Raw genomic sequence first — 20373 nt, forward strand, 5'->3', positions numbered from 1 at the left:
CCCCCCGGAGGTGCTCCCGTGGATACCCGCGTTCCCCTGTCCGAGCTGGAAGACGGCGTGCCGTTCGCCGACCGGCACATCGGCCCGCGCCCGGCCGACCTCGAGCGCATGCTCGCGACCATCCGCGCGTCCTCGCTGGAGGAGCTGGCCGACACCGCCGTGCCCGACAGCATCCGCGACCGGGAGCCGGTGGCCACGACCCTGCCGCCGGGCGCGTCGGAGTCGGTCGTGCTGGCCGAGCTGCGCGCGCTCGCGGCCCGCAACACCGTGACCGTGCCGATGATCGGCCTGGGCTACAGCGGCACCACCACCCCGGCGGTGATCCGCCGCCACGTGCTGGAGAACCCGGCCTGGTACACCGCCTACACGCCCTACCAGCCCGAGATCAGCCAGGGCAGGCTGGAGGCGCTGCTGACCTTCCAGACCACGGTCGCCGACCTCACCGGGCTGCCGGTGGCCGGGGCGTCGCTGCTGGACGAGGCCACCGCGGCCGCGGAGGCGATGACGCTGCTGCGCCGGGCCGGGCGGGCGTCCTCGCCGCGGTTCGTCGTCGACGCCGACACCCTGCCGCGCACGCTGGACGTGCTGCGCACGCGGGCCGAGCCGCTGGGCATCGAGCTGGTCGTGGCCGACCTGGCCGCGGGGCTGCCCGAGGGGGAGTTCTACGGGGTCCTGCTGAGCTACCCGGGCGCTTCGGGCGCCGTCCGCGACATCGGCCCGGTCATCGCGGCCGCGCACGAGCGCGGCGCGCTCGCCGCGGTCGCCGCCGACCTGCTCGCCCTGACCCTGCTCACCCCGCCCGGCGAGCTGGGCGCCGACGCCGTGCTGGGAACCACCCAGCGCTTCGGGGTGCCGCTGGGCTTCGGCGGCCCGCACGCCGGCTACCTCTCGGTCCACCAGAAGCACGCCCGCCAGCTGCCCGGCCGGCTGGTCGGGCTCTCCCGAGACTCCGACGGCAACCCCGCGCTGCGCCTGGCGCTGCAGACCCGCGAGCAGCACATCCGCCGGGAGAAGGCGACCTCGAACATCTGCACGGCCCAGGTGCTGCTGGCCGTGGTGGCCGCCTGCTACGCGGTGCACCACGGCCCGGACGGGCTGCGCCGGATCGCCCAGCGCACCCACCGCATGGCCGCGGTGCTGGCCGCGGGCCTGCGCTCGGGCGGGGTCGAGGTGCTGCACGGCGAGTTCTTCGACACCGTCCAGGTCCGGGTGCCGGGTCGGGCCGAGGCGCTCGCCGACGCCGCCCACGACGCGGGCATCTCGCTGCGCAGGGTCGACGCCGACACCCTGGGCCTGGCCTGCTCGGAGGTCACGACCACCGCGCACCTGCGCACCCTGTGGGAGGTCTTCGGGGTCGAGGTGGGCGAGGTGGCCGGACTCGACGCCGAGACCGCCGACGCGCTGCCCGCCGGGCTGCTGCGCACCAGCGACTACCTGACGCACCCGGTCTTCCACGAGCACCGCTCGGAGACCTCGCTCATGCGCTGGCTGCGCCGGCTGGCCGACGCCGACCTGGCCCTGGACCGCACCATGATCCCGCTGGGGTCGTGCACCATGAAGCTCAACGCCGCGGCCGAGATGGAGCCGATCACCTGGCCGGAGTTCGCCGACCTGCACCCCTTCGCCCCGCGGGCCGACGCGGCGGGCACCCTGGAGCTGATCGCCGACCTGGAGCGCTGGCTGGCCGAGCTGACCGGCTACGCCGCGGTGTCGCTGCAGCCCAACGCGGGCAGCCAGGGGGAGTTCGCCGGGCTGCTGGCGATCGCCGCCTACCACCGCAGCCGCGGGGAGTCCCACCGCGACGTGTGCCTGATCCCGGCCAGCGCGCACGGCACCAACGCCGCGTCGGCGGTGATGGCCGGCATGCGGGTCGTCGTCGTGGCCACCGGCCCGACCGGCGACGTCGACCTCGACGACCTGCGGGCCAAGATCGCCGAGCACCGCGGAGCGCTGGCCGCGTTGATGATCACCTACCCGTCCACGCACGGGGTCTACGAGGCCGCGGTGCGCGAGATCTGCGACGCCGTGCACGAGGCGGGCGGGCAGGTCTACGTCGACGGGGCCAACCTCAACGCGCTGGTCGGGCTGGCGCGCCCGGGCGCCTTCGGCGGCGACGTGAGCCACATGAACCTGCACAAGACCTTCTGCATCCCGCACGGCGGCGGGGGGCCCGGCGTGGGCCCGGTGGCGGTGGCCGAGCATCTGGCGCCGTTCCTGCCCGACCGGGGCGAGGTCGGCGCGGTCTCCGGGGCGCCGCACGGCAGCCCGGGCGTGCTGCCGATCTCCTGGGCCTACGTGCGGCTGATGGGGCCGGAGGGGCTGCGCCGGGCGACGCTGACCGCGGTGCTGGCCGCCAACTACGTCGCGGCCCGCCTGCGCGAGCACTACCCGGTGCTCTACGCCGGCGCCGACGGGCACGTGGCCCACGAGTGCATCCTCGACCTGCGCGGGATCACCAAGGACACCGGCGTGAGCGTCGACGACGTGGCCAAGCGGCTGGCCGACTACGGCCTGCACGCCCCGACCATGTCGTTCCCGGTGGCCGGCACGCTGATGGTGGAGCCGACCGAGAGCGAGGACCTGGCCGAGATCGACCGGTTCGTCGACGCCATGATCGGCATCCGGGCCGAGATCGCCCGGGTCGCGTCGGGGGAGTGGCCGGTCGAGGACAACCCGCTGCGCAACGCCCCGCACACCGCCGCGAGCCTGGTGGCCAAGTGGGACCACCCGTACCCGGCCGAGCTGGCCGGGTACCCGACCGGCGCCGTGCCGGGCGTGCACGACCGCAAGGTCTGGCCGCCGGTGCGCCGCGTCGACGGCGCGCACGGCGACCGCAACCTGGTCTGCAGCTGCCCGCCGGTGGAGGCGTTCGCCGAGGGGCGGTAGCCCGACGGCGGGGTGGGTGGCGGTGGGCGCTACCCACCCCGCCGCGCTGCTCGGAAGCGCGCGCCTCATCCGTCAACGTTCCATTGACGCCTTCGTCCCGTCATCCGAAGGATGACGGGACAGGGGAGACGCACGGACGCGCCCGAGCCGGCGCTCGGCGCAGGATCACGCCGACCTGAGCCGCTCGGCCACCGGCCGCGACAGGTACGCACCGTCGCCGGTCGGGGCGCACGCCGGCGATGAGCTCGGCGCGGGTCGCCGGACTCGAGCAAGCCGCGTGCAGCTGAGGGTGCTCGCCGCCGCCGATGTGCCGGTGAGCAGCACCCCGGCATCCGCAGCGTCCCTCGACCTCCGTCGGGGTGGATGGGCCCCCTCCGGCCCACCCACCGCAGACAGGAGGCCTTCCGGGCGATGCAGATACCACGATCTTGTGCGCCCCAGTCCTCCCTTGTCGTCAATGCTTCATTGACACCTTCGTTCCGTCATTCTTCGAATGACGGAACCGGGCAGCCCGGAAACAGGGGAGTAGCCGCCGCCGTGGCGGCCGTTCAGGCCCCGAGGAGGGAGTCGCAGACCTCGACCAACCGCCGCCGCAGCGGAACGGCTCGGGCCGCGAAGTCGGCCTGGGCGCGGGCGTAGGTGGCCCGCCCGGTGGGCGTCTCGATCGGCACGGCCGGGTAGCCGTGCGCGGACAGGTCGTACGGGCTGGCCCGCATGTCGAGCTCGCGGACCTCGACGGCCAGCGCGAAGCAGTCGGCCAGCAGCTCGCCCGGGGTGAGCGGGACGAGCTTGTAGGCCCACTTGTAGAGGTCCATGGTGGCGTGCAGGCAGCCGGGCTGCTCCAGGGCGAGCTGGTCGGCGCGGGCGGGCTGGACGGCGTTGCGCGGGCGGGCGGCGTCGGTGAAGAACCGGAAGGCGTCGTGGTGGGTGCAGTGCACCGGCAGCGACTCGACGACCGCGTCGGTGCCGGCCGCGCCGAGCCGCAGCGGGACGGCGTCGTGGCGGGGGGCTTCGGTGCGGTACACCATGGCCCACTCGTGCAGGCCGAAGCAGCTCAGCCGGGCCGGGCGGGCGGCGGTCGCGGTCAGCAGGGCGCGCACGAAGGCGGCGGTGCCGTGGTAGCGCTCGGGCAGGGCGGCGGGGTCGAGGCGGACGACGCCGTCGCCGAGGGCGTCGTCGCGCACGTACCCGGGTCGGGTCAGGAACCCCGCGCCCGCGGCCAGCCCGACGCCGGGTCCCGGGTGCCACTGCTCGAGCTGCGCGGGGCGCGGGGAGTAGTAGGTGAACAGGAAGTCCAGGACGGGGTGGGGCTCGCGGCGGCGCCTGCGCTCGCGGTGCGGGTCGGTCCAGCGCGCGACACGGTCGCGGTGGGCCGCGGCCCGGGCGCGCCAGTCGGCCTCGTCGAGCACGTGCACCGGTCCACCGTAGGCGCCGGTCGGTGCCGGCCGCGCCGCGGTCCGGGGTCAGCCGGCGGGCACGGTCCGCGCGGGTGGGGCGCCTTCCTCGATCCCGAAGGCGAGGATGCGCCGGGGGTGGATGCGGATGACCCCGGGCCGGACGCCGGGGAACGCGGCGGCGGGCAGCTCGTCGGGCAGCAGCTCGGCGGTGCCGCGGACCTCGAGGGCGCGCGGCTGCCAGGGGTCGGGGACGACGTCGTCGACGACGAACGCGACGCGCCCGTCGCGGGCGATGTTGCGCCACTTCTGGGTGGAGGGGTTGCGCAGTCCGGGGATGTCGATGGTGCCGGTGGTGGCGTCGACCGCGAAGCCGACGGGGCGCACCTGAGGTGCCCCGTCGGGTCCGATGGTGGCCAGCCGGGCGAGGCGCTGCCCGCGCAGGTAGGCGAGCTCGGCGTCGCTGAACACGGTCATGGCGCCATCCTCGGACCTCGAGTCGGGTTCAGGTCAAGGGCGTCAGTCGCGGGGTCCCGGGCGGGGTTCGGGGCCGGCGTGGGTGGCGTCGCGGACCTCGCCGACGTAGTGCTCGACGAGGTCCTCCATGGCGACCAGGCCGACGGTGCCGCCGTCGGCGCCGATCACCCGGCCCAGGTGGGCGCGCGAGCGGCGCAGCACGGCCAGCGCCTCGTCGAGCCGGGCGGGGATGGGGATCTCGGGCAGCCCGCGGATGCGCTCGGGCGGTACCGCGCCGTCCTCGTGGTCGGGGTCGAGCAGGTCGAGGATGTCCTTGACGTGCAGGTAGCCGGTGACCCGGCCGTCGGGGTCCAGGAGCGGGAACCGGGAGTAGCCGGTGCGGGCCACGGCGCGGGCGACGTCGACGACGGTGGGCTCCGCGGGCAGGGTGACCAGCTCGGCGAGCGGGACGACGACCTCGCGGACGGTCGCCTCGACCGAGCCGATGGTGCGGGTGAGCCGCTGGGACTCGTCCTGGTCGAGCAGGCCCTCGCGGCCGGACTCGGCGATCAGGTCGGCCAGTTCGCCGGAGGTGAAGGAGGTCTCCAGCTCGTCGCGGGGCTCGACGCCCAGCAGCCGCAGCACCCCGTTGGCCATGACGTTGAACAGCTCGATGAGCGGGTGCATGGCGGTGGTGAAGATCAGGAACGGGGGCACCAGCCAGGTCGCGGTGCGCTCCGGTCCGGAGATGGCGATGTTCTTGGGCACCATCTCGCCGAGCAGGATGTGCGCGACCACCACGATGGCCAGAGACACGGCGAAGGCGAGCGGGTGCAGCACGGCCTCGGGCAGCCCGGCCCAGTGCAGGGGGGCTTCGATCAGGTGCGCCACGGCGGGTTCGCCGAGCCTGCCCAGCAGCAGCGAGCAGATGGTGATGCCCAGCTGGGAGGCGGCGAGCATGCGGGAGAGGTCGGCGCCGGCGCGCAGCGCGGTGCGGGCGCCCGCGGAGCCGGCTTCGGCCATCGCCTCGAGGCGGTCGCGGCGCGAGGAGATCAGGGCGAACTCGGCGCCGACGAAGAAGGCGTTGGCGGCCAGCAGCCCGATGGCGGCCAGCAGGGCCAGCAGGTCACCGCCCACGGCCGGCCTCCTCGCGGGTGGGCCGCGCGCGCTCGGCGTCCTCGGTGGCGGCCGACGGGACGGCGGGTCGCCGGTCGGGGGCGGGCGCGTTCGGCTCGGGGAGGGTGTCGGGGCGGGCGACGCGCAGCTCGGCGAGGCGGTTGCGGTCGCGGCGCATGACGGTGAGCCGCCAGCCGTCGACGGTGAGGCCGTCGCCGACGTCGGGGATGCGCCCCAGGTGGGCGAGCACCATCCCGGCCAGGGTCTCGTAGCTGCCCTCCGGCATCGCGAAGCCGGTGGCCTCGGCCACCTCGTCGGCGCGCAGCAGGCCAGAGACCAGCCAGCTGCCGCGGCCGAGGCGGCGCACGGTGGCCTGCTCGGCGCGGTCGTGCTCGTCGCGGACGTCGCCGACGATCTCCTCGACGAGGTCCTCGAGGGTGACGATGCCCGCGGTGCCGCCGTACTCGTCGACGACGACGGCGACCTGCAGGCCCGATTCGCGCAGCCGGTTGAGCAGGGCGTCGCCGTCGAGGGACTCGGGCACGGTGGGTACGGGTTGGACCTGGTCGCGCAGGCGCACGCGGGCGCGTTCGGCGGCGGGCACCCCGAAGGCCTGCTTGACGTGGACGACGCCGAGCACGGCGTCGGGGTCGCCGTCGTGGACGGGGAAGCGGGAGAAGCCGGTGCGCCGCGACCGGGCGACGAGGTCGGCGACCGTGTCGTCGGCGTCGAGGGACTCGACGCGCACGCGCGGGGTCATCAGGTCCTCGGCGACGCGGTCGGTGAAGCGCAGGGAGCGGTCGAGCAGGGTGGCGGTGCCGGCGTCGATGCTGCCGTGCTCGGCGCTGGAGCGCACCAGCGAGCCGAGCTCGCCCGGTGAGCGGGCCGAGCGCAGCTCCTCGGCGGGTTCGACGCCCAGCCTGCGCACGATGGCGTTGGCCGAGGCGTTGAGCGCGCTGATCAGCCAGCGGAAGGCGTGGGCGAAGCCGCTCTGCAGCCAGACCACGGCGCGGGCGGTGCCCAGCGGGTTGGCGATCGCCAGGTTCTTGGGCACGAGCTCGCCGAAGACCATCGACAGGGTGGTGGCCAGCAGCAGCGACAGCGCTGTCGCGGTGCCCGAGGCGATGCCCTCGGAGAGCCCGATCGCCTCCAGTCCGGGGCGGAGCAGCTCGGCGATGGCGGGCTCGGCGATGTAGCCGGTGACCAGGGTGGTGATGGTGATGCCCAGCTGGCTGCCGGAGAGCTGGAACGACAGGCTGCGGTGGGCGCGCTGCACGGTGCGCGCCCTGCGGTCGCCGACCTCGGCGACGTGCGCGTCGACCTGGCTGCGCTCGAGCGCGGTCAGGGAGAACTCGGAGGCCACCGAGATCGCGGTGCCGAGGGTGAGGGCGGCGACGGCGAGCAGGCCGAGGACCGACCAGAGCACGGTCATGCCGGGTCCGGGTCCGGGTGGGGGTGGGGGCCGCGGAGCCGGCGCGAGGCCGGTCCCGCGTGCGAACATCGTCCCGGTTCGTCGGGGCGTGCGGTGGGCACGGGATGCTCCTCGCGGGGCCGGTGGGTTCCGGCCGCGATCTCGTCGGGGCGGGCCGTGGTGCGGACCCTCGGTGGAGGAGCACAGTGTACGACCCGCTCGCGGTGTGCGCGGGGTGCCCGGCCGGGCGGTGAGCGTCTCGTCACCTCTGCCTTCGCGGCGGCCCGGCGGGATCTACTTTGGCCCGGTGAGCGGTCGCAACGGTGCGCGGACCACTGCAGGCACGACGGCGTCCTCGACGTCCTCGCCGTTCGTGGACTTCGACCGCGAGTCGTGGTCGCGGTTGCGGGCGAACACGCCGCTGCCGCTGACCGCCGAGGAGCTGGCCCGGGTGCGCAGCCTGGGCGACGAGATCGACCTCGACGAGGTGCGCGAGGTGTACCTGCCGCTGTCGCGGCTGCTCACCCTGCACGTCCAGGAGGGCGGGCGGCTCTACCGGGCCTACCGGACTTTCCTCGGGGCGAACGCGGCCCGCACGCCGTTCGTGATCGGCATCGCGGGTTCGGTGTCGGTGGGCAAGTCGACCACGGCGCGGCTGCTGCGCCTGCTGCTGGCGCGCTGGCCCCAGCACCCCCGCGTCGACCTGGTGACGACCGACGGTTTCCTGCACCCGAACGCCGAGCTGGAGCGGCGCGGGATGATGAGCCGCAAGGGCTTCCCGGAGTCCTACGACCGGCGGGCGCTGCTGCGGTTCGTCAGCGACATCAAGGCGGGCCGGGCCGAGGTGAGCGCCCCGGTGTACTCGCACCTGGTGTACGACATCGTGCCCGGGGAGCGGCGCACGGTGCACCGGCCCGACATCCTGCTGCTGGAGGGGCTCAACGTGCTGCAGCCCGCTCGGGAGGGCGGGGCGGCGCTGGCGGTGAGCGACTTCATCGACTTCTCGGTCTACGTCGACGCCGCCACCGAGGACATCCGGCGCTGGTACGTGGAGCGGTTCCTGCGGCTGCGCGAGACCGCGTTCCGCGACCCGGACTCCTACTTCCGCCGCTACGCCGCGCTCGACGAGGACGCGGCGGTCGCCAGGGCGCTGACGATCTGGGCCGAGATCAACGGGCCCAACCTGGAGCGCAACATCGAGCCGACGCGGGGGCGGGCGAGCCTGGTGCTGCGCAAGGGGCCCCGCCACGACGTGACCGGCATCCGGCTGCGCAAGCTGTAGGCGGCGCTCACCTGCGTCGGTGCCCCCGGGCGCGACCGTCCTGCCGCGACATCCGGTCGTGACCGGGTCGCGACCGCGGCCTGGCACGATGGGTGGATGACCGCCGACATGGGCGCCGTGACGCTGGGGGGAGCCGCCGTGGGCGAGCCCGACCCCGTGGTCGCCGAGGGGGTCGCCGAGCGCTTCACCTCGGGCCTCGCCGACCACGAGCAGACCGAGCTGACCGAGCTGGCCGCCCGGCTGCGGCTGGCCGTGGGCCGGCTCAACCGCCGCATCCGCATCGACGGGCACGAGCAGACCCCGCCGCTGCAGCTGTCCGCGCTGGTCACGGTGGAGCAGCACGGTCCGCTGCGGCTCTCGGAGCTGGCCCGGCGCGAGGCGGTGACGGCGCCGACCATGAGCAGGGTGCTGGCCGCGCTGGACGAGCAGGGCCTGGTGATCCGCACCCCCGACCCGAACGACGCGCGGGGTGTGCGGATCGTGCTGTCCGAGCTGGGCGCGCGGCGGTTGAACGAGGTGCGCAGCACCCGCACGGCGCTGGTCGCGCGGCGCCTGGAGCGGCTGACCGCCGACCAGCGCGGGCGGCTGGCCGACGCGCTGCCGGCGCTGGAGGCCCTGCTGGTCGACGACGACGAGTCCTGCTGAGCGTTGCTGCGGCTCGACCGCCCGCTCAGGCGGGTTCGCCGTCGACGATGGTGCGCAGCTCGTCGTGCAGGAAGCTCAGCCGTCCGGTGAGGGCGCCCGCCTCGGGCAGCGGCTTCGGGTAGCCCCAGGCCGCGTCGGTCAGCTCGCGCCCGTCGGGCAGCCGCACGCTGCGGTAGCTCGCCTCGCCCTTGTACGAGCAGACGGTGCGGGTGGTGGTGGGTTCGGTGGGCACGACGACGTCGCCCGGTTCGAGGTAGTACCGGTTGGGCAGCCCCGTCTCGGAGACCAGCAGCGGCGCGTGGGACTCGGCGACCAGGGTGTCGCCGGCCAGTACCCGCACGTGGCGGCTGGAGCGGCGGGCGTCGACGCGGTGGTAGGGGTCGGTGAGCTGGCCGGGCACCTGCTCGTCCTCGTCGTACCAGGTGTCGGCGGCCGACCAGTACAGCGCGGCGTACCCGGCGAGCCAGGGCGCGGCGGCGGTCGGCTCGGGGTAGGCCCACAGGGCGTTCTCGACGGTGCGGTCGCCGACGGTGAGCGAGCGGTAGGTCGCGTCGCCCTTGAAGGGGCAGTGCGTGGTGTGGTCGGTCGGGGTGAAGGACGCGGCGTCGAGGTCCTCCTCGGGCACGTAGAGCTGCGGGAGGATGGCCGTCTCGTGCAGCAGCACCCCGCGGCGGGTGTCGAGCACGGTGCGCCCGGCGAACTCGGCGCGAACGCGACGCGGGAACGGGTGCATGAGCAGCTTGTGCGCCGGCCCGGCGATGTCGTAGTTGACGGTCTGCGGCGGGCGCGGGGACAGCGGTCCGTCGCCGAAGGTGAGACCCATGCCACCGCCAACGCGGGACGGGCGGTCGAGAATTCCGCCGGTGCGCTCCCGGTGCGCTCCCGGTGTGCTGAGGTGTCGCCATGAGCACCCCGTTCTCCGGCTACGGCGCCGAGATCTACCTGCACGGGCTGGCCGGCCAGACCCCCGCGCTGCCCACCGACCCGGCGCGGCTGGAGGAGGCCGCCCGCGCGGTCCTGGACGACGGCCCGTTCGGCTACGTCGCGGGCGGGGCGGGGCAGGGCGCGACGATGCGGGCCAACCGGGCGGCGTTCGACCGCCACGGGCTGGTGCCGCGGATGCTGCGCGAGACGACGGTGCGGGACTGGTCGACGACCGTGCTGGGCACGGCGATGCCGGCGCCCCTGCTGCTGGCCCCGATCGGGGTGCTGTCGATCATGCACGAGGACGCCGAGCCCGGGGTGGCCAGGGCCGCGGCCGGGCTGGGGGTGCCGATGGTGCTGTCCACGGCGTCGTCGCACACCATCGAGGAGGTCGCCGAGGCCTCCGGCGAGGGCCCGCGGTGGTTCCAGCTGTACTGGCCCACCGAGGACGCGGTGACGGTCAGCCTGCTCGACCGGGCCCGCCGGGCCGGGTTCAGCGCGCTGGTGGTCACCCTCGACACCTGGACGCTGGGCTGGCGCCCGGCCGACCTGGACCAGTCCTACCTGCCGTTCCTGCGCGGCGTGGGGTGCGCGGTCCCGTTCTCCGACCCGGCGTTCCTGGCCGGGCTGGCCGCCTCCCCCGAGGACGACCTGATGGCCGCGGTGGGCCGGTGGGTGCCGATGTTCACCGGGACGGCGCTGCGCTGGGACCGGCTCGACCTGATCCGCGAGCACTGGGACGGCCCGATCGTGCTCAAGGGCGTCCTGCACCCCGAGGACGCGCTGCGGGCGGTGGAGGCGGGGATGGACGGGGTGGTGGTGTCCAACCACGGCGGGCGCCAGGTCGACCGGGCCGTCGGGTCGTTGAGCGCGCTGCCCGGCGTCGTCGCGGCGGTCGAGGGGCGGGCGGCGGTGCTGTTCGACTCCGGGGTGCGCACCGGGGCCGACGTGGCGGTGGCGCTGGCGCTGGGCGCCGACGCGGTGCTGCTGGGCAGGCCCTACGCCTACGGGTTGGCCCTCGGCGGCCAGGACGGGGTCACCCACGTGCTGCGCAGCGTGCTCGCCGAGATGGATCTGACCCTGGCGCTGGCGGGTCACGCCGATCTCGCGGGGCTGCGTAGTTCCCCGGACGCCCTGGTCACGCTGCCGCGATAGCGTCGGGGACGGCTCCGCGGCGCGGCGCGCGGGGGGCGCACCCCGACGCCGCGGCGGCGGTGGTGCCATAGTGGGGTTCCGGCCGCCGAGGGCGATCGTGCCGACGGACGAGCGGGCCTCGGCGAGGGGAGGACGCGGCGTGGACCGCCTCACCGCGCTACTGGCGGGTCTGGTCGAGGCCCTGCGCGGAGCGGCCCGGGTCGATCTGTGCCCGGGCGGCTGGCCGTGGGCGGTCACCGCGCTCGGCGTGTTCGTGGGCCTGCTGCCCACCGTGGGTGCCGTCATCGTGGCGCTGTCGCGGCGGCGCATCGGGTCGCGCTACGGCTTCCCCGAGGGCCTGTTCCTGGTCGGCACGGGCGTGCTGGCCGCGGGCCTGCTGCCGCTGGCGGTGTTCGTGGGCACCGGGCGGGTGTTCGCCGCCGCGGCCGACGGCGTGGGCGTCGGCGGGCTCGGTGAGGGCGCGCTGCGCAGCATGGACGAGCAGGTCTGCTTCGTCGGGAACCAGGCCGAGTACCTGGGCGGGTACACCGTGGCCGAGGCGTTCGGCGGCGGGCCGGTGGAGATCGGGCTGGCGGTCGCGCTGCTGGTGGCCACCCCGCTGTTCGCGACGATGTTCGTGGCCGCGCAGGCCCGACTGGCGCTGCGGCGGGGCCCGGCGTGGCCCTCGAAGTTCTTCTGGCTGCCGACGCTGGCGTTGACGGTGCTCACCGCGCGCACGCCGGCCGGGTCGTCGGGCCAGCTGTGGGTCGGGTTCGCCGCCGGGGCGTTCCTGGGGATGTTCGTGCTGCTGGTGGTGGGCGCGCCGTCGCGGGAGGCGGTGCGCCGCTCGTCGGAGGGCGCCGACCGGGCCAGGGCGCGGGCGGGCGCGGAGGCCACCGGCAGCCGTCGTCCCGTCGAGCGCAGGCCGCCGTCGCCGGCTGCGGCCTCCGCCGAGTCGCGGCGGGCCGAGCGGTTGGCCGAGCGTTTCGCCGCGCGGGAGGCCGCGCCGCCGGTCGTCGTCGCGCCGGAGCGGCCGCCGCCGCGCCCGCCCGTGCGCCGCAGTGCGCCGCAGCCGACGATGGTCGCCCCGGGTCCGCCGTTCGCCGCGGCCGGCGGGGCCCCGGGGGCGCCGCGGTTCACCCTGCAGAAGCGGCTGGGTTCGGGCGGCTTCGGGCGGGTGTGGCTGGCCCACGACGCCCGGCTGGGCCACCGGGTGGCGCTCAAGGCCGCGCACGCCCCCGACCAGGAGACCGAGGAGCGCATCCAGCGCGAGGCGCGGGCACTGGCCGCGGTGCGCCACCCGCACTGCGTGCGCATCCACGACATGCTGCCGGCCATCAGCGACCCGGGGCTCTCCGAGCTGGAGGGCATGGTCCTGGTGATGGAGTACGTCGACGGCCCGTCGCTGGCCGAGCTGATCCGCGCGCAGGGGCTGCTCGACGACGTGTCGGCCGCGCGGGTGTGGCTGGGTGTGGCCGGGGCGCTGGACGCCGCGCACGGGCGCGGGGTGATGCACCGCGACGTCAAGCCGGGCAACGTGGTGATGGACGCGGCCGGGATGGCCCACCTGATCGACTTCGGCATCGCGAGGCGCACCGGCGACGCGACCATGACCATGGCCGGGTTCGTGCTGGGCACGCCCGACTTCCTGGCCCCGGAGGTGGCCTGCGGTGAGCGCGCCACCCCGGCCTCGGACGCCTGGCAGCTGGCGGCCACCGTGTCCTACGCGTTGACCGGCCAGCCGCCGCGCGGGTCGCACGCCGATGCGGTGTCCGGGCTGCGCGCGGCCGCGGCCGGGGCCCGGCTCAGCCACCTGCCCACCCGCTCGGCGCACCTGGGGCTGCTGCGCGCCTCCCTGGACACCGACCCCGCCCGTCGCCCGCCGCTGCAGGTCGTGGCGCGGACACTGGAGGACTGGCTGCGCCGCAGCGGCGCGCGGCCCGACGGGCCGGTGTCGGCGGCCAGGGCCCGGTGACCGACCGGTCGCCGGCCGCCGCCGGCACTACCGGGACGGGGCGGCACCGGCTCGTCCGGGGGCGCCGTGCGGTGCCGGGCCCCGAGTCGACGCCGCAGTCGGCGGAGGAGTCGGAGCAGGAGGCCGACTGGTCGACCCTGCCGCCGCGGCCCCGGCCGGCCCGGCGGCTGCTGGGCGTCGACGCGGCCCGCGCGGTGGCGCTGGTGGGCATGTTCGCCACGCACATCATGGCCCTGCGCGACGACGACGGGCAGCCCACGCCGACCGGGCTGCTGGCCGACGGGCGGGCCTCGGCGCTGTTCGCGGTGCTGGCCGGGGTGGGCATCGCGCTGAGCACCGGGGGCCCGCGCCGGCTGCCCGACGCCCGCACGCACCTGGGTGCGGCGGTGGCGCTGCTGGTGCGCGGCGTGCTGATCGCGGTCATCGGCCTGGTGCTGGTGGAGCTGGACTCCAACGTGGCCGTCATCCTCATGTACTACGGGTTGCTGTTCGCGGTGGCCGCGCCGCTGCTGCGGCTCGGGCCCGCGGTGCTGGCCGTCGCTGCGGTGCTGGCCTGCGCGCTGACGCCGGTCCTGAGCATCCTGTGGCGCGCGGGCGCACCGCAGGGTCCGGGTCGCCAGCCCTCCCTGACGGCGCTGCCCCCGCCGGGGCGGTTGCTGGAGACCCTGGCCGTCACCGGCTACTACCCGGTCCTGACCTGGACGACCTACCTGCTGGCCGGGATGGCCGTGGGTCGGCTCGACCTGCGCTCGACGCGGGTGGCGGGCTGGCTGCTGGGCGGGGGCGCCGCGCTCGCGGTGGCCGCATCGGTGGCGTCGTCGCTGCTGCTGGGGCCGGGCGGGGGCGCGGCGGTGCTGGGCGGCGCGCTCGACGAGCACCGCTACGGCACCACCCCCACGAACTCGTGGTGGTGGCTGGCGGCCGACGTGCCGCACTCGGGTGCCCCGCTCGACCTGGCCACCACCACCGGCTCCGCGCTCGCCGTGCTCGGGCTGATGCTGCTGGCGGCGCGGTGGTCGCGGGCGCTGGTGTGGGTGCCCGCGGCGGTCGGCGCGATCCCGCTGACCCTCTACACGCTGCACGTGACGGCGCTGTCGATGGCGCCCTCGAGCTACGGCAGCACCCCCGACCCCACCGGCGACCTGGCGCTGTGGGTGGTTCACGTGCTCGCGGCCGTGGCGCTCGGGGTGGTGGTGGCCGCGGCCGGGGTGCGCGGCCCGTTGGAGTCGGTGATCTCGCGGCTGAGCACGGCGATCCGCCGGGCGATCGCCCCCGGTCCACCGGCCCGGTAGCGGGCCCGGCCTACACCCAGCTCTGCAGGGCCAGCGACACCGCCAGGCCCAGCCCGGCCACGGCGATCCCGGTGCGCAGCACGGCGGCGGGCAGCCGGCGGGCCAGCGCCGGGCCGCACCACGCCCCGACCAGCAGCCCGGCCGCCATGGGCGGCACCGCCCACCACTGGACCGGGCCGAACACCGCGAACCCGGCCGCGGCGACCAGGTTGGCCAGCCCGAGCAGCATCGTCTTGAGCGCGTTGCCCTGCAGCAGCGACACGGGCAGCCCGACCAGCACCAGTGCCAGCATCAGGACCCCGGCCGCGGCGCCGAAGTAGCCGCCGTACACCGAGACCACCAGCACTCCGGCCAGCACCGGGCGGCTGGGCCACGCCGACCCCCGCGACGGGCCCAGCACGGCCGCGCTGGCCGCGCCCGGCCCGTCGGCGCGCCGACGCCGCTCACCCCGGGCCCGCAGGCGCGGTTGCAGCAGCAGCGCCACCGACGCCCCCGCGACCAGCACCGGCACGACCACCTCGAACACCCCGGGCGGGGTGAGCAGCAGCAGCCCGGCCCCCAGCGCACCGCCGGGCACCGCGACGAGGGCGAGGCGGCCCACGGTGGCGCCCTGGCCGGCGAGCTCGGGGCGCGACCCGGCCGCGGCGCCGACCGTGCTGAAGGCCAGCGCCACGGTGTTGGTCACGTTGGCCGCGGTCGCGGGGAGCCCGACGGCCAGCAGCGCCGGGTAGGAGAACAGCGAGGCCAGCCCGGCCATCGACCCGCACAGCCCGGCCGCCACCCCCGCCCCGACCAGCAGCAGGACGGTCTCGGGGGGCACCGTTCGACCCTAGGTCGGCGGGGGCGGCGGTTCGGGGCCGACGTGAGCGGGGTCGCTGTGAGCCGCCTCGCTGCCGGGGTGCCGGCGGGGTCAGGCCGGGACGGCGGCGTGCGCGGCGATGTGGCGGGCCAGGTGCTCCCCGGTGAACGAGCCGGGGGCGGTGGTCAGCGCGGCCGGGGTGCCCTCGAAGACGATCCGCCCGCCCGCGTCGCCGCCGTCGGGACCGAGGTCGATCACCCAGTCGGCGTGCGCGATCACGTCGAGGTTGTGCTCGACGACGATCACCGAGCTGCCGCCGTCGACGAGGCGGTCGAGCAGGCCGAGCAGGTGGCCGCAGTCGGACATGTGCAGCCCGGTGGTCGGCTCGTCGAGGACGTAGACGTTGCCCTGCTCGTGCAGCCGCCCGGCCAGCTTGAGCCGCTGGCACTCGCCGCCGGACAGGGTGGACAGGGGCTGGCCCAGGGTCAGGTAGCCCAGCCCGACGTCCACGACGGCCTGCAGCCGGCGGCGGATGTCCTTGGCGGTGAACCACTCGACGGCGTCGGCGGCGGTCATGTCGAGGGCGTCGGAGATCGATTTGCCGTCGACGGTGAGCGCGAGGACCTCCTCGGTGTAGCGGCGGCCCTCGCAGTCCCCGCAGGTGGAGCGGACGCCGTCGAGGTAGGCGAGGTCGGAGTAGACCGCGCCCAGCCCGTTGCAGGTGGGGCAGGCGCCGGCGGAGTTGAAGCTGAACAGCGCCGGCTTGACCCCGGTGGCCTTGGCGTAGAGCTTGCGGATGGGCTCCATGACGCCGGTCCAGGTGGCGGGGGTGGAGCGGATGGAGGTGGCGACCGCGCTCTGGTCGACCACGATCGCCTCCGGGTGCTGGGGCAGCAGCACCTCGCGGACCAGGGTGGACTTGCCCGAGCCGGCCACCCCGGTGAGCGCGACGAGCACGCCGGTGGGGATGTCGACGTCGAAGCCGGTGAGGTTGTGGGCCGAGGCGCCGGTGAGGCGCAGCCGCCCGGTCGGGGTGCGCGGGTGCTCGCGCAGGGTCACCGGCCGGTGCAGGAACTCCCCGGTCAGGGTGCCGGAGTGGCGCAGACCGGCCACGTCGCCCTGGTAGACGATGCGGCCGCCGGCCGTGCCCGCGTGCGGGCCGAGCTCGACGACGTGGTCGGCGGCGGTGATGACGTCGGTGTCGTGCTCGACGACCAGGACGGTGTTGCCCTTGTCGCGCAGCCGGTGCAGCAGGGCGTTCATCCGCCCGACGTCGCGCGGGTGCAGCCCGATGGTCGGCTCGTCGAACACGTACATGACGTCGACCAGCGAGGACCCGAGGTGGCGGACCATCTTGATGCGCTGGGACTCCCCGCCGGAGAGGGTGGAGGTCTCCCGGTCGAGGGTGAGGTAGCCCAACCCCATGTCGATCAGGGCGCCGATGCGGGTGGTGGCCTCGTCGAGGATGGGGGCGATCTCCGGGTCGCGCACGGTGGGCAGCCAGGCGTGCAGCGACCCGAGGTCCAGCGCGCACACCTCGGGCAGGGTGCGCCCGGCGACGGTGGCCGTGCGGGGGGCCTCGGCGAGGCGGGTGCCGCCGCAGTCCGTGCAGCGCACCGAGGTGGTGAACTTCGCGACGGCCTCCTTCTTGCGGTCGGAGGCGTCCTCCTGGCTGGCGTTGATGTAGAGCCGGGTGAACTTGCCCTCCACGCCCTCGAAGTCCATCTTCATCGACTTGCTGCCCGCCACGGCCAGCTCGACCTTCTCGTCGGAGCCGTGCAGCAGCAGCTTCCACTCCGCCTCGGTGTAGTCCGCGAGCGGCTTGTCGTTGTCGAACTTCCCGGACTGCGCCCAGACGTGCCAGTACCAGCTGTCCACGGCGAAGTCGCGGAACAGGATGGCGCCCTCGTTGAGCGACTTGGACCGGTCGAACATGGCGTCGTGGTCGAGCTGGACCCGGCGTCCGATGCCCTTGCAGCCCGGGCACATGCCCTGCTCGTTGAACGAGAACACGTAGCCGGCGCCGACGTGCGGGCTGGAGCGGCGGGAGAACAGCAGCCGCAGCAGCGGGTTGATGTCGGTGACGGTGCCCAGGGTGGAGCGCGAGCCGCCGCCCAGGCGCTTCTGGTCGACGACGATGGCGGTGGACAGGTTCTCGATCAGGTCGGCGTCGGGCTGGCCCAGCTTGGGCAGGAAGCCCCGCACGAACGCCGAGAACGTCTCGTTGAGCTGGCGCTGGGCCTCGGCGGCGATGGTGTCGAACACCAGCGACGACTTGCCCGAGCCCGACACCCCGACGAAGGCGGTGATGGCGCGCTTGGGGATGCGGACCGAGACGTCGCGCAGGTTGTTCTCCCGCGCGCCGGTGACGGTGAGGTACTCCACTGGGGCTCCTGTTCGGAATGTCCGGTTTTCGGGAGGGGGGCGGGGGTCAGCGTGGCACGGGGGACCCACAGAACGGCGGGGAAAGTGTGACTGGCATCACATTAGGCACCTGCGCTCTTCCGGGTCGGGTCGCAGGGTGGACCCGCGCCGCACCGGGTTCTCATCGGTGGGCCACGGGGTCGCGGCCGGGGTCACCGGCTCATCCGCCGGTAGCGGCGCACCGCCAGCGGCGCGAACACGGCCACGATCACGACCGGCCACAGCACCGCCATGACCAGCGCGTGCTGCGCGACCCAGGACCCGCCCTCCCAGCCCGGGTTGCCGAACAGCTCGCGGGCCGCGGCCGCGGTGGACGACAGCGGGTTCCACTCGGCCAGCAGGCCCAGCCCGGCGGGCATGGTCGCGGGCGCGACGAACACCCCGGACAGGAACGCGAACGGGAACTCGAAGGTCTGCACCGCGGTCAGCGCCCCGGGTCCGCGCACGACCAGGCCGAGCCAGATGCCCACCCACAGCAGCGCGAACCGCAGCAGGAGCAGCAGCCCGACCGCGGCCAGCGCCGACCCGGGACCGGCCGTGGGCCGCCAGCCGATCAGCAGCGCCGCGCCCAGCAGCACCGCGAGGGCGAAGGTGGAGACCACCATGTCGGAGACGGCCCGCCCGGCCAGCACGGCACCCGCCGACATGGGCAGCGAGCGGAACCGATCGGTGATCCCGCGCTGGGCGTCGGTGAGCACCCCGACCATCGTCGCCGACAGCCCGAACAGCATCGTCATGGTGAACAGCCCCGGCGCGAGGGCCTGGCGGTAGTCGCCGCCGGGGGCCTGCATCATCCCGCCCAGCAGGAACGCGAACATCAGCAGCAGCAGGATCGGGAAGCCCAGGGCCCCGGCCAGCTCGCCGGGTCGGGCGCGCAGGTGCGCCAGCTGGCGCCCGGTCAGGGTGGCGGTGTCGGCGAGCGCCCAGCGCAGCGGCGAGCCCGCCGCGGGCGCCGGCGGGGCGTCGGGCGCCGTGGTCGTCGACGTGCTCACGCGTCCACCTCCACGCGGTCGGTCAGGTGCAGGAAGACCTCGTCGAGGGTGGGGCGGCGCACGGCGAGGTCCTCGGCGGCGACGTCCGCCTCCGCCAGCGCAGACAGCGTCGCCCCCAGCGCGGCCATCCGGTCGGCGACCGGGGCCGAGACGCGGCGCAGGTCGGTGTCGACCTCGGCGTCGGACCCGGCGACCCGCGACACGGCGGCGGCCGCGGCGGGCAGGTCGTCGGGGCGGCGCACGACCACCTCGATCCGGTCGCCGCCGATGCGCGCGCGCAGCTCGTCGGGGGTGCCCTCGGCGACGACCCGCCCGCCGCCGCCGCGGGGGGCGGCCAGCACCGAGATCCGCGCGGCGAGCTGGTCGGCCTCGTCGAGGTACTGCGTGGTCAGCAGCACGGTGGTGCCCGCCGCGACCAGCGCCCGCACCGCCGACCACACCTCGGCCCGCCCGCGCGGGTCCAGGCCGGTGGTCGGCTCGTCGAGGAAGAGCACGGCCGGGGCCAGGATCATGGCCACGGCGATGTCGAGGCGGCGGCGCATACCCCCGGAGTAGCCGGCGACCGGGCGGTCGGCGGCCTCGGTGAGGTCGAAGCGCTCCAGCAGCTGCGCGGCGCGCCGGCGCGCGTCGGGCGGGGACAGGTGCAGCAGCCGGGCGAACATCACCAGGTTGCGCTGCCCGTCGAGCACCTCGTCGACCGCGGCGTTCTGGCCGACCAGCCCGATCCGGCGCCGGACGTCGCCGGGGCGGGCGGCGACGTCGATGCCGTCGATCTCGGCGTGGCCGGAGTCGGCGCGCAGCAGGGTGGCCAGGATGCGCACGGCGGTGGTCTTGCCCGCGCCGTTGGGGCCGAGCAGGCCGTGCACGGTGCCCGGGGGCACGGTCAGGTCGAAGCCGCCCAGGGCGGGTCCGGTGGAGCCGGGGTAGTGCTTGCGCAGGGCGTGGGCGTGCACGGCGGGCGGTGGCATGGTGCTCCCGGTACTAAAATTTGAGTGCGGCCCGACGAGTGTGCCCGTCGGGCCCCGCTCCGCGCAAACCGGATTCCGTAGTTCGTACGGGAAATCCTAGAGGAGGTCGGGCCAGCTACCCGGGGTGCCGGGCGAGTCGGGTTCGCCGGCCATCGGGTAGTCGCCGCGCTCCAGGCGCTCGATCAGCCCGCGGGTCCACTCGGCGCCGCCGGCCGCGGTGCTCTCCCACAGCCCGAACAGCTCGCGCACGTGCGGCGGGTCGGCCCAGCCCTCGACCTGGGCCCTGGCCTTGTCCCGGGTGGCCTCCAGCGCCGCGAGCCGCTCGCGCAGCAGCCGCACCGCGTCCGCGCGCGGGAGCGAGGGCAGCATGGCCAGCGCGGCGCCGATGAGGTCGGGCCGGGGGTTGGGGCGGCGCAGCGCGTCGCGCAGCAGCCGCTGGAACTCGGCCTCACCGCGCTCGGTGAGCTCGTAGTCGGTGCGCCCGGGCACGTCGTCGTGGTCGAGGAGGAAGCCGTCGGCGGTCAGCCGGCGCAGGGCGTGGTAGATCGAGCCCCACTTGACGTTGGCCCACTCGTCGGCGCCCCAGGACAGCAGGTCGCTGCCGACGCGGTAGCCGTGCGCGCGGCCGTAGCCGCGCACGATGCCCAGCACGAGCAGCCTGGTCGCGGACACGGG

At 75.4% G+C, this 20373-nt stretch carries 16 protein-coding genes; 6 read left to right on the top strand and 10 right to left on the bottom strand.

All coding sequences use genetic code 11. From position 1 onward, the window contains the following. Positions 1-18: 18 nt before the first annotated feature. On the top strand, positions 19-2886 hold the full coding sequence (gene gcvP, locus KDL28_RS25770; protein WP_252442389.1) for an aminomethyl-transferring glycine dehydrogenase: 2868 nt from the start codon (positions 19-21) through the stop codon (positions 2884-2886). A gap of 548 nt (positions 2887-3434) precedes the next feature. On the opposite strand, the gene KDL28_RS25775 is transcribed toward gcvP, so the two are convergent. From KDL28_RS25775 to KDL28_RS25790, 4 genes are read right to left on the bottom strand one after another with little or no spacing between them, the layout of a single operon-like run. Next, positions 3435-4301 (bottom strand): 3-methyladenine DNA glycosylase, encoded by an 867-nt coding sequence (locus KDL28_RS25775; protein ID WP_252442391.1) that lies wholly within the window; start codon positions 4299-4301, stop codon positions 3435-3437. Between the two features lie 48 nt (positions 4302-4349). Continuing rightward, positions 4350-4757, bottom strand: a complete 408-nt coding sequence (locus tag KDL28_RS25780) for a PPOX class F420-dependent oxidoreductase (protein ID WP_256502729.1) — start codon at positions 4755-4757, stop codon at positions 4350-4352. A gap of 42 nt (positions 4758-4799) precedes the next feature. Next, on the bottom strand, positions 4800-5873 hold the full coding sequence (locus tag KDL28_RS25785; RefSeq protein ID WP_252442393.1) for a hemolysin family protein: 1074 nt from the start codon (positions 5871-5873) through the stop codon (positions 4800-4802). Next, positions 5863-7284 (bottom strand): hemolysin family protein, encoded by a 1422-nt coding sequence (locus KDL28_RS25790; protein ID WP_252442395.1) that lies wholly within the window; start codon positions 7282-7284, stop codon positions 5863-5865. Before KDL28_RS25790 ends, KDL28_RS25785 begins: the two co-directional genes overlap by 11 nt. Positions 7285-7570: 286 nt before the next feature. Here KDL28_RS25790 and coaA point away from each other — a divergent pair, with 286 nt between their 5' ends. Both coaA and KDL28_RS25800 read left to right on the top strand, forming a co-directional pair. Beyond that, entirely contained in the window at positions 7571-8545 is a 975-nt protein-coding gene (gene coaA / locus KDL28_RS25795; RefSeq protein ID WP_252442397.1) for a type I pantothenate kinase, read from the top strand. Positions 8546-8641: 96 nt separating this feature from the next. After that, the gene (locus KDL28_RS25800) at positions 8642-9190 is read left to right on the top strand and encodes a MarR family winged helix-turn-helix transcriptional regulator (protein WP_252442399.1); all 549 of its coding nucleotides are present in this window, start codon (positions 8642-8644) and stop codon (positions 9188-9190) included. Positions 9191-9215: 25 nt separating this feature from the next. On the opposite strand, the gene KDL28_RS25805 is transcribed toward KDL28_RS25800, so the two are convergent. Beyond that, on the bottom strand, positions 9216-10013 hold the full coding sequence (locus KDL28_RS25805; protein WP_252442401.1) for a DUF427 domain-containing protein: 798 nt from the start codon (positions 10011-10013) through the stop codon (positions 9216-9218). A gap of 80 nt (positions 10014-10093) precedes the next feature. On the opposite strand from KDL28_RS25805, the gene KDL28_RS25810 reads away from it, so the two are divergent. The 3 genes from KDL28_RS25810 to KDL28_RS25820 all read left to right on the top strand — a co-directional run bounded on the left by KDL28_RS25810 (position 10094) and on the right by KDL28_RS25820 (position 14515). Then, positions 10094-11269, top strand: coding sequence for a lactate 2-monooxygenase (locus KDL28_RS25810; protein ID WP_252442403.1), 1176 nt, complete (start codon positions 10094-10096; stop codon positions 11267-11269). A 139-nt stretch (positions 11270-11408) separates the two neighbouring features. After that, on the top strand, positions 11409-13223 hold the full coding sequence (locus KDL28_RS41690; protein WP_252442405.1) for a serine/threonine-protein kinase: 1815 nt from the start codon (positions 11409-11411) through the stop codon (positions 13221-13223). Positions 13224-13294: 71 nt separating this feature from the next. Beyond that, the gene (locus KDL28_RS25820) at positions 13295-14515 is read left to right on the top strand and encodes a heparan-alpha-glucosaminide N-acetyltransferase domain-containing protein (protein ID WP_252442407.1); all 1221 of its coding nucleotides are present in this window, start codon (positions 13295-13297) and stop codon (positions 14513-14515) included. A 10-nt stretch (positions 14516-14525) separates the two neighbouring features. Here KDL28_RS25820 and KDL28_RS25825 read toward each other — a convergent pair whose 3' ends face one another. From KDL28_RS25825 to KDL28_RS25845, 5 genes are all read right to left on the bottom strand, one after another. After that, positions 14526-15335: a sulfite exporter TauE/SafE family protein gene (locus tag KDL28_RS25825; protein WP_308216061.1), complete on the bottom strand. Its 810-nt coding sequence runs from the start codon at positions 15333-15335 to the stop codon at positions 14526-14528. Positions 15336-15425: 90 nt separating this feature from the next. Then, positions 15426-17699 (bottom strand): ATP-binding cassette domain-containing protein, encoded by a 2274-nt coding sequence (locus KDL28_RS25830; protein WP_252442409.1) that lies wholly within the window; start codon positions 17697-17699, stop codon positions 15426-15428. Positions 17700-17890: 191 nt separating this feature from the next. Further along, positions 17891-18730 (bottom strand): ABC transporter permease, encoded by an 840-nt coding sequence (locus tag KDL28_RS25835; RefSeq protein ID WP_308216062.1) that lies wholly within the window; start codon positions 18728-18730, stop codon positions 17891-17893. Further along, on the bottom strand, positions 18727-19698 hold the full coding sequence (locus KDL28_RS25840; RefSeq protein ID WP_252442411.1) for an ATP-binding cassette domain-containing protein: 972 nt from the start codon (positions 19696-19698) through the stop codon (positions 18727-18729). Before KDL28_RS25840 ends, KDL28_RS25835 begins: the two co-directional genes overlap by 4 nt. A gap of 96 nt (positions 19699-19794) precedes the next feature. Then, positions 19795-20370 carry a PadR family transcriptional regulator gene (locus KDL28_RS25845; RefSeq protein ID WP_252442413.1) on the bottom strand — a complete coding sequence of 192 codons (576 nt, stop codon included), beginning with the start codon at positions 20368-20370 and terminating at the stop codon, positions 19795-19797. Positions 20371-20373 lie beyond the last annotated feature (3 nt).

It is taken from the genome of Pseudonocardia humida (genome assembly GCF_023898865.1).
GTDB classification, from domain to species: Bacteria; Actinomycetota; Actinomycetes; order Mycobacteriales; family Pseudonocardiaceae; genus Pseudonocardia; species Pseudonocardia humida.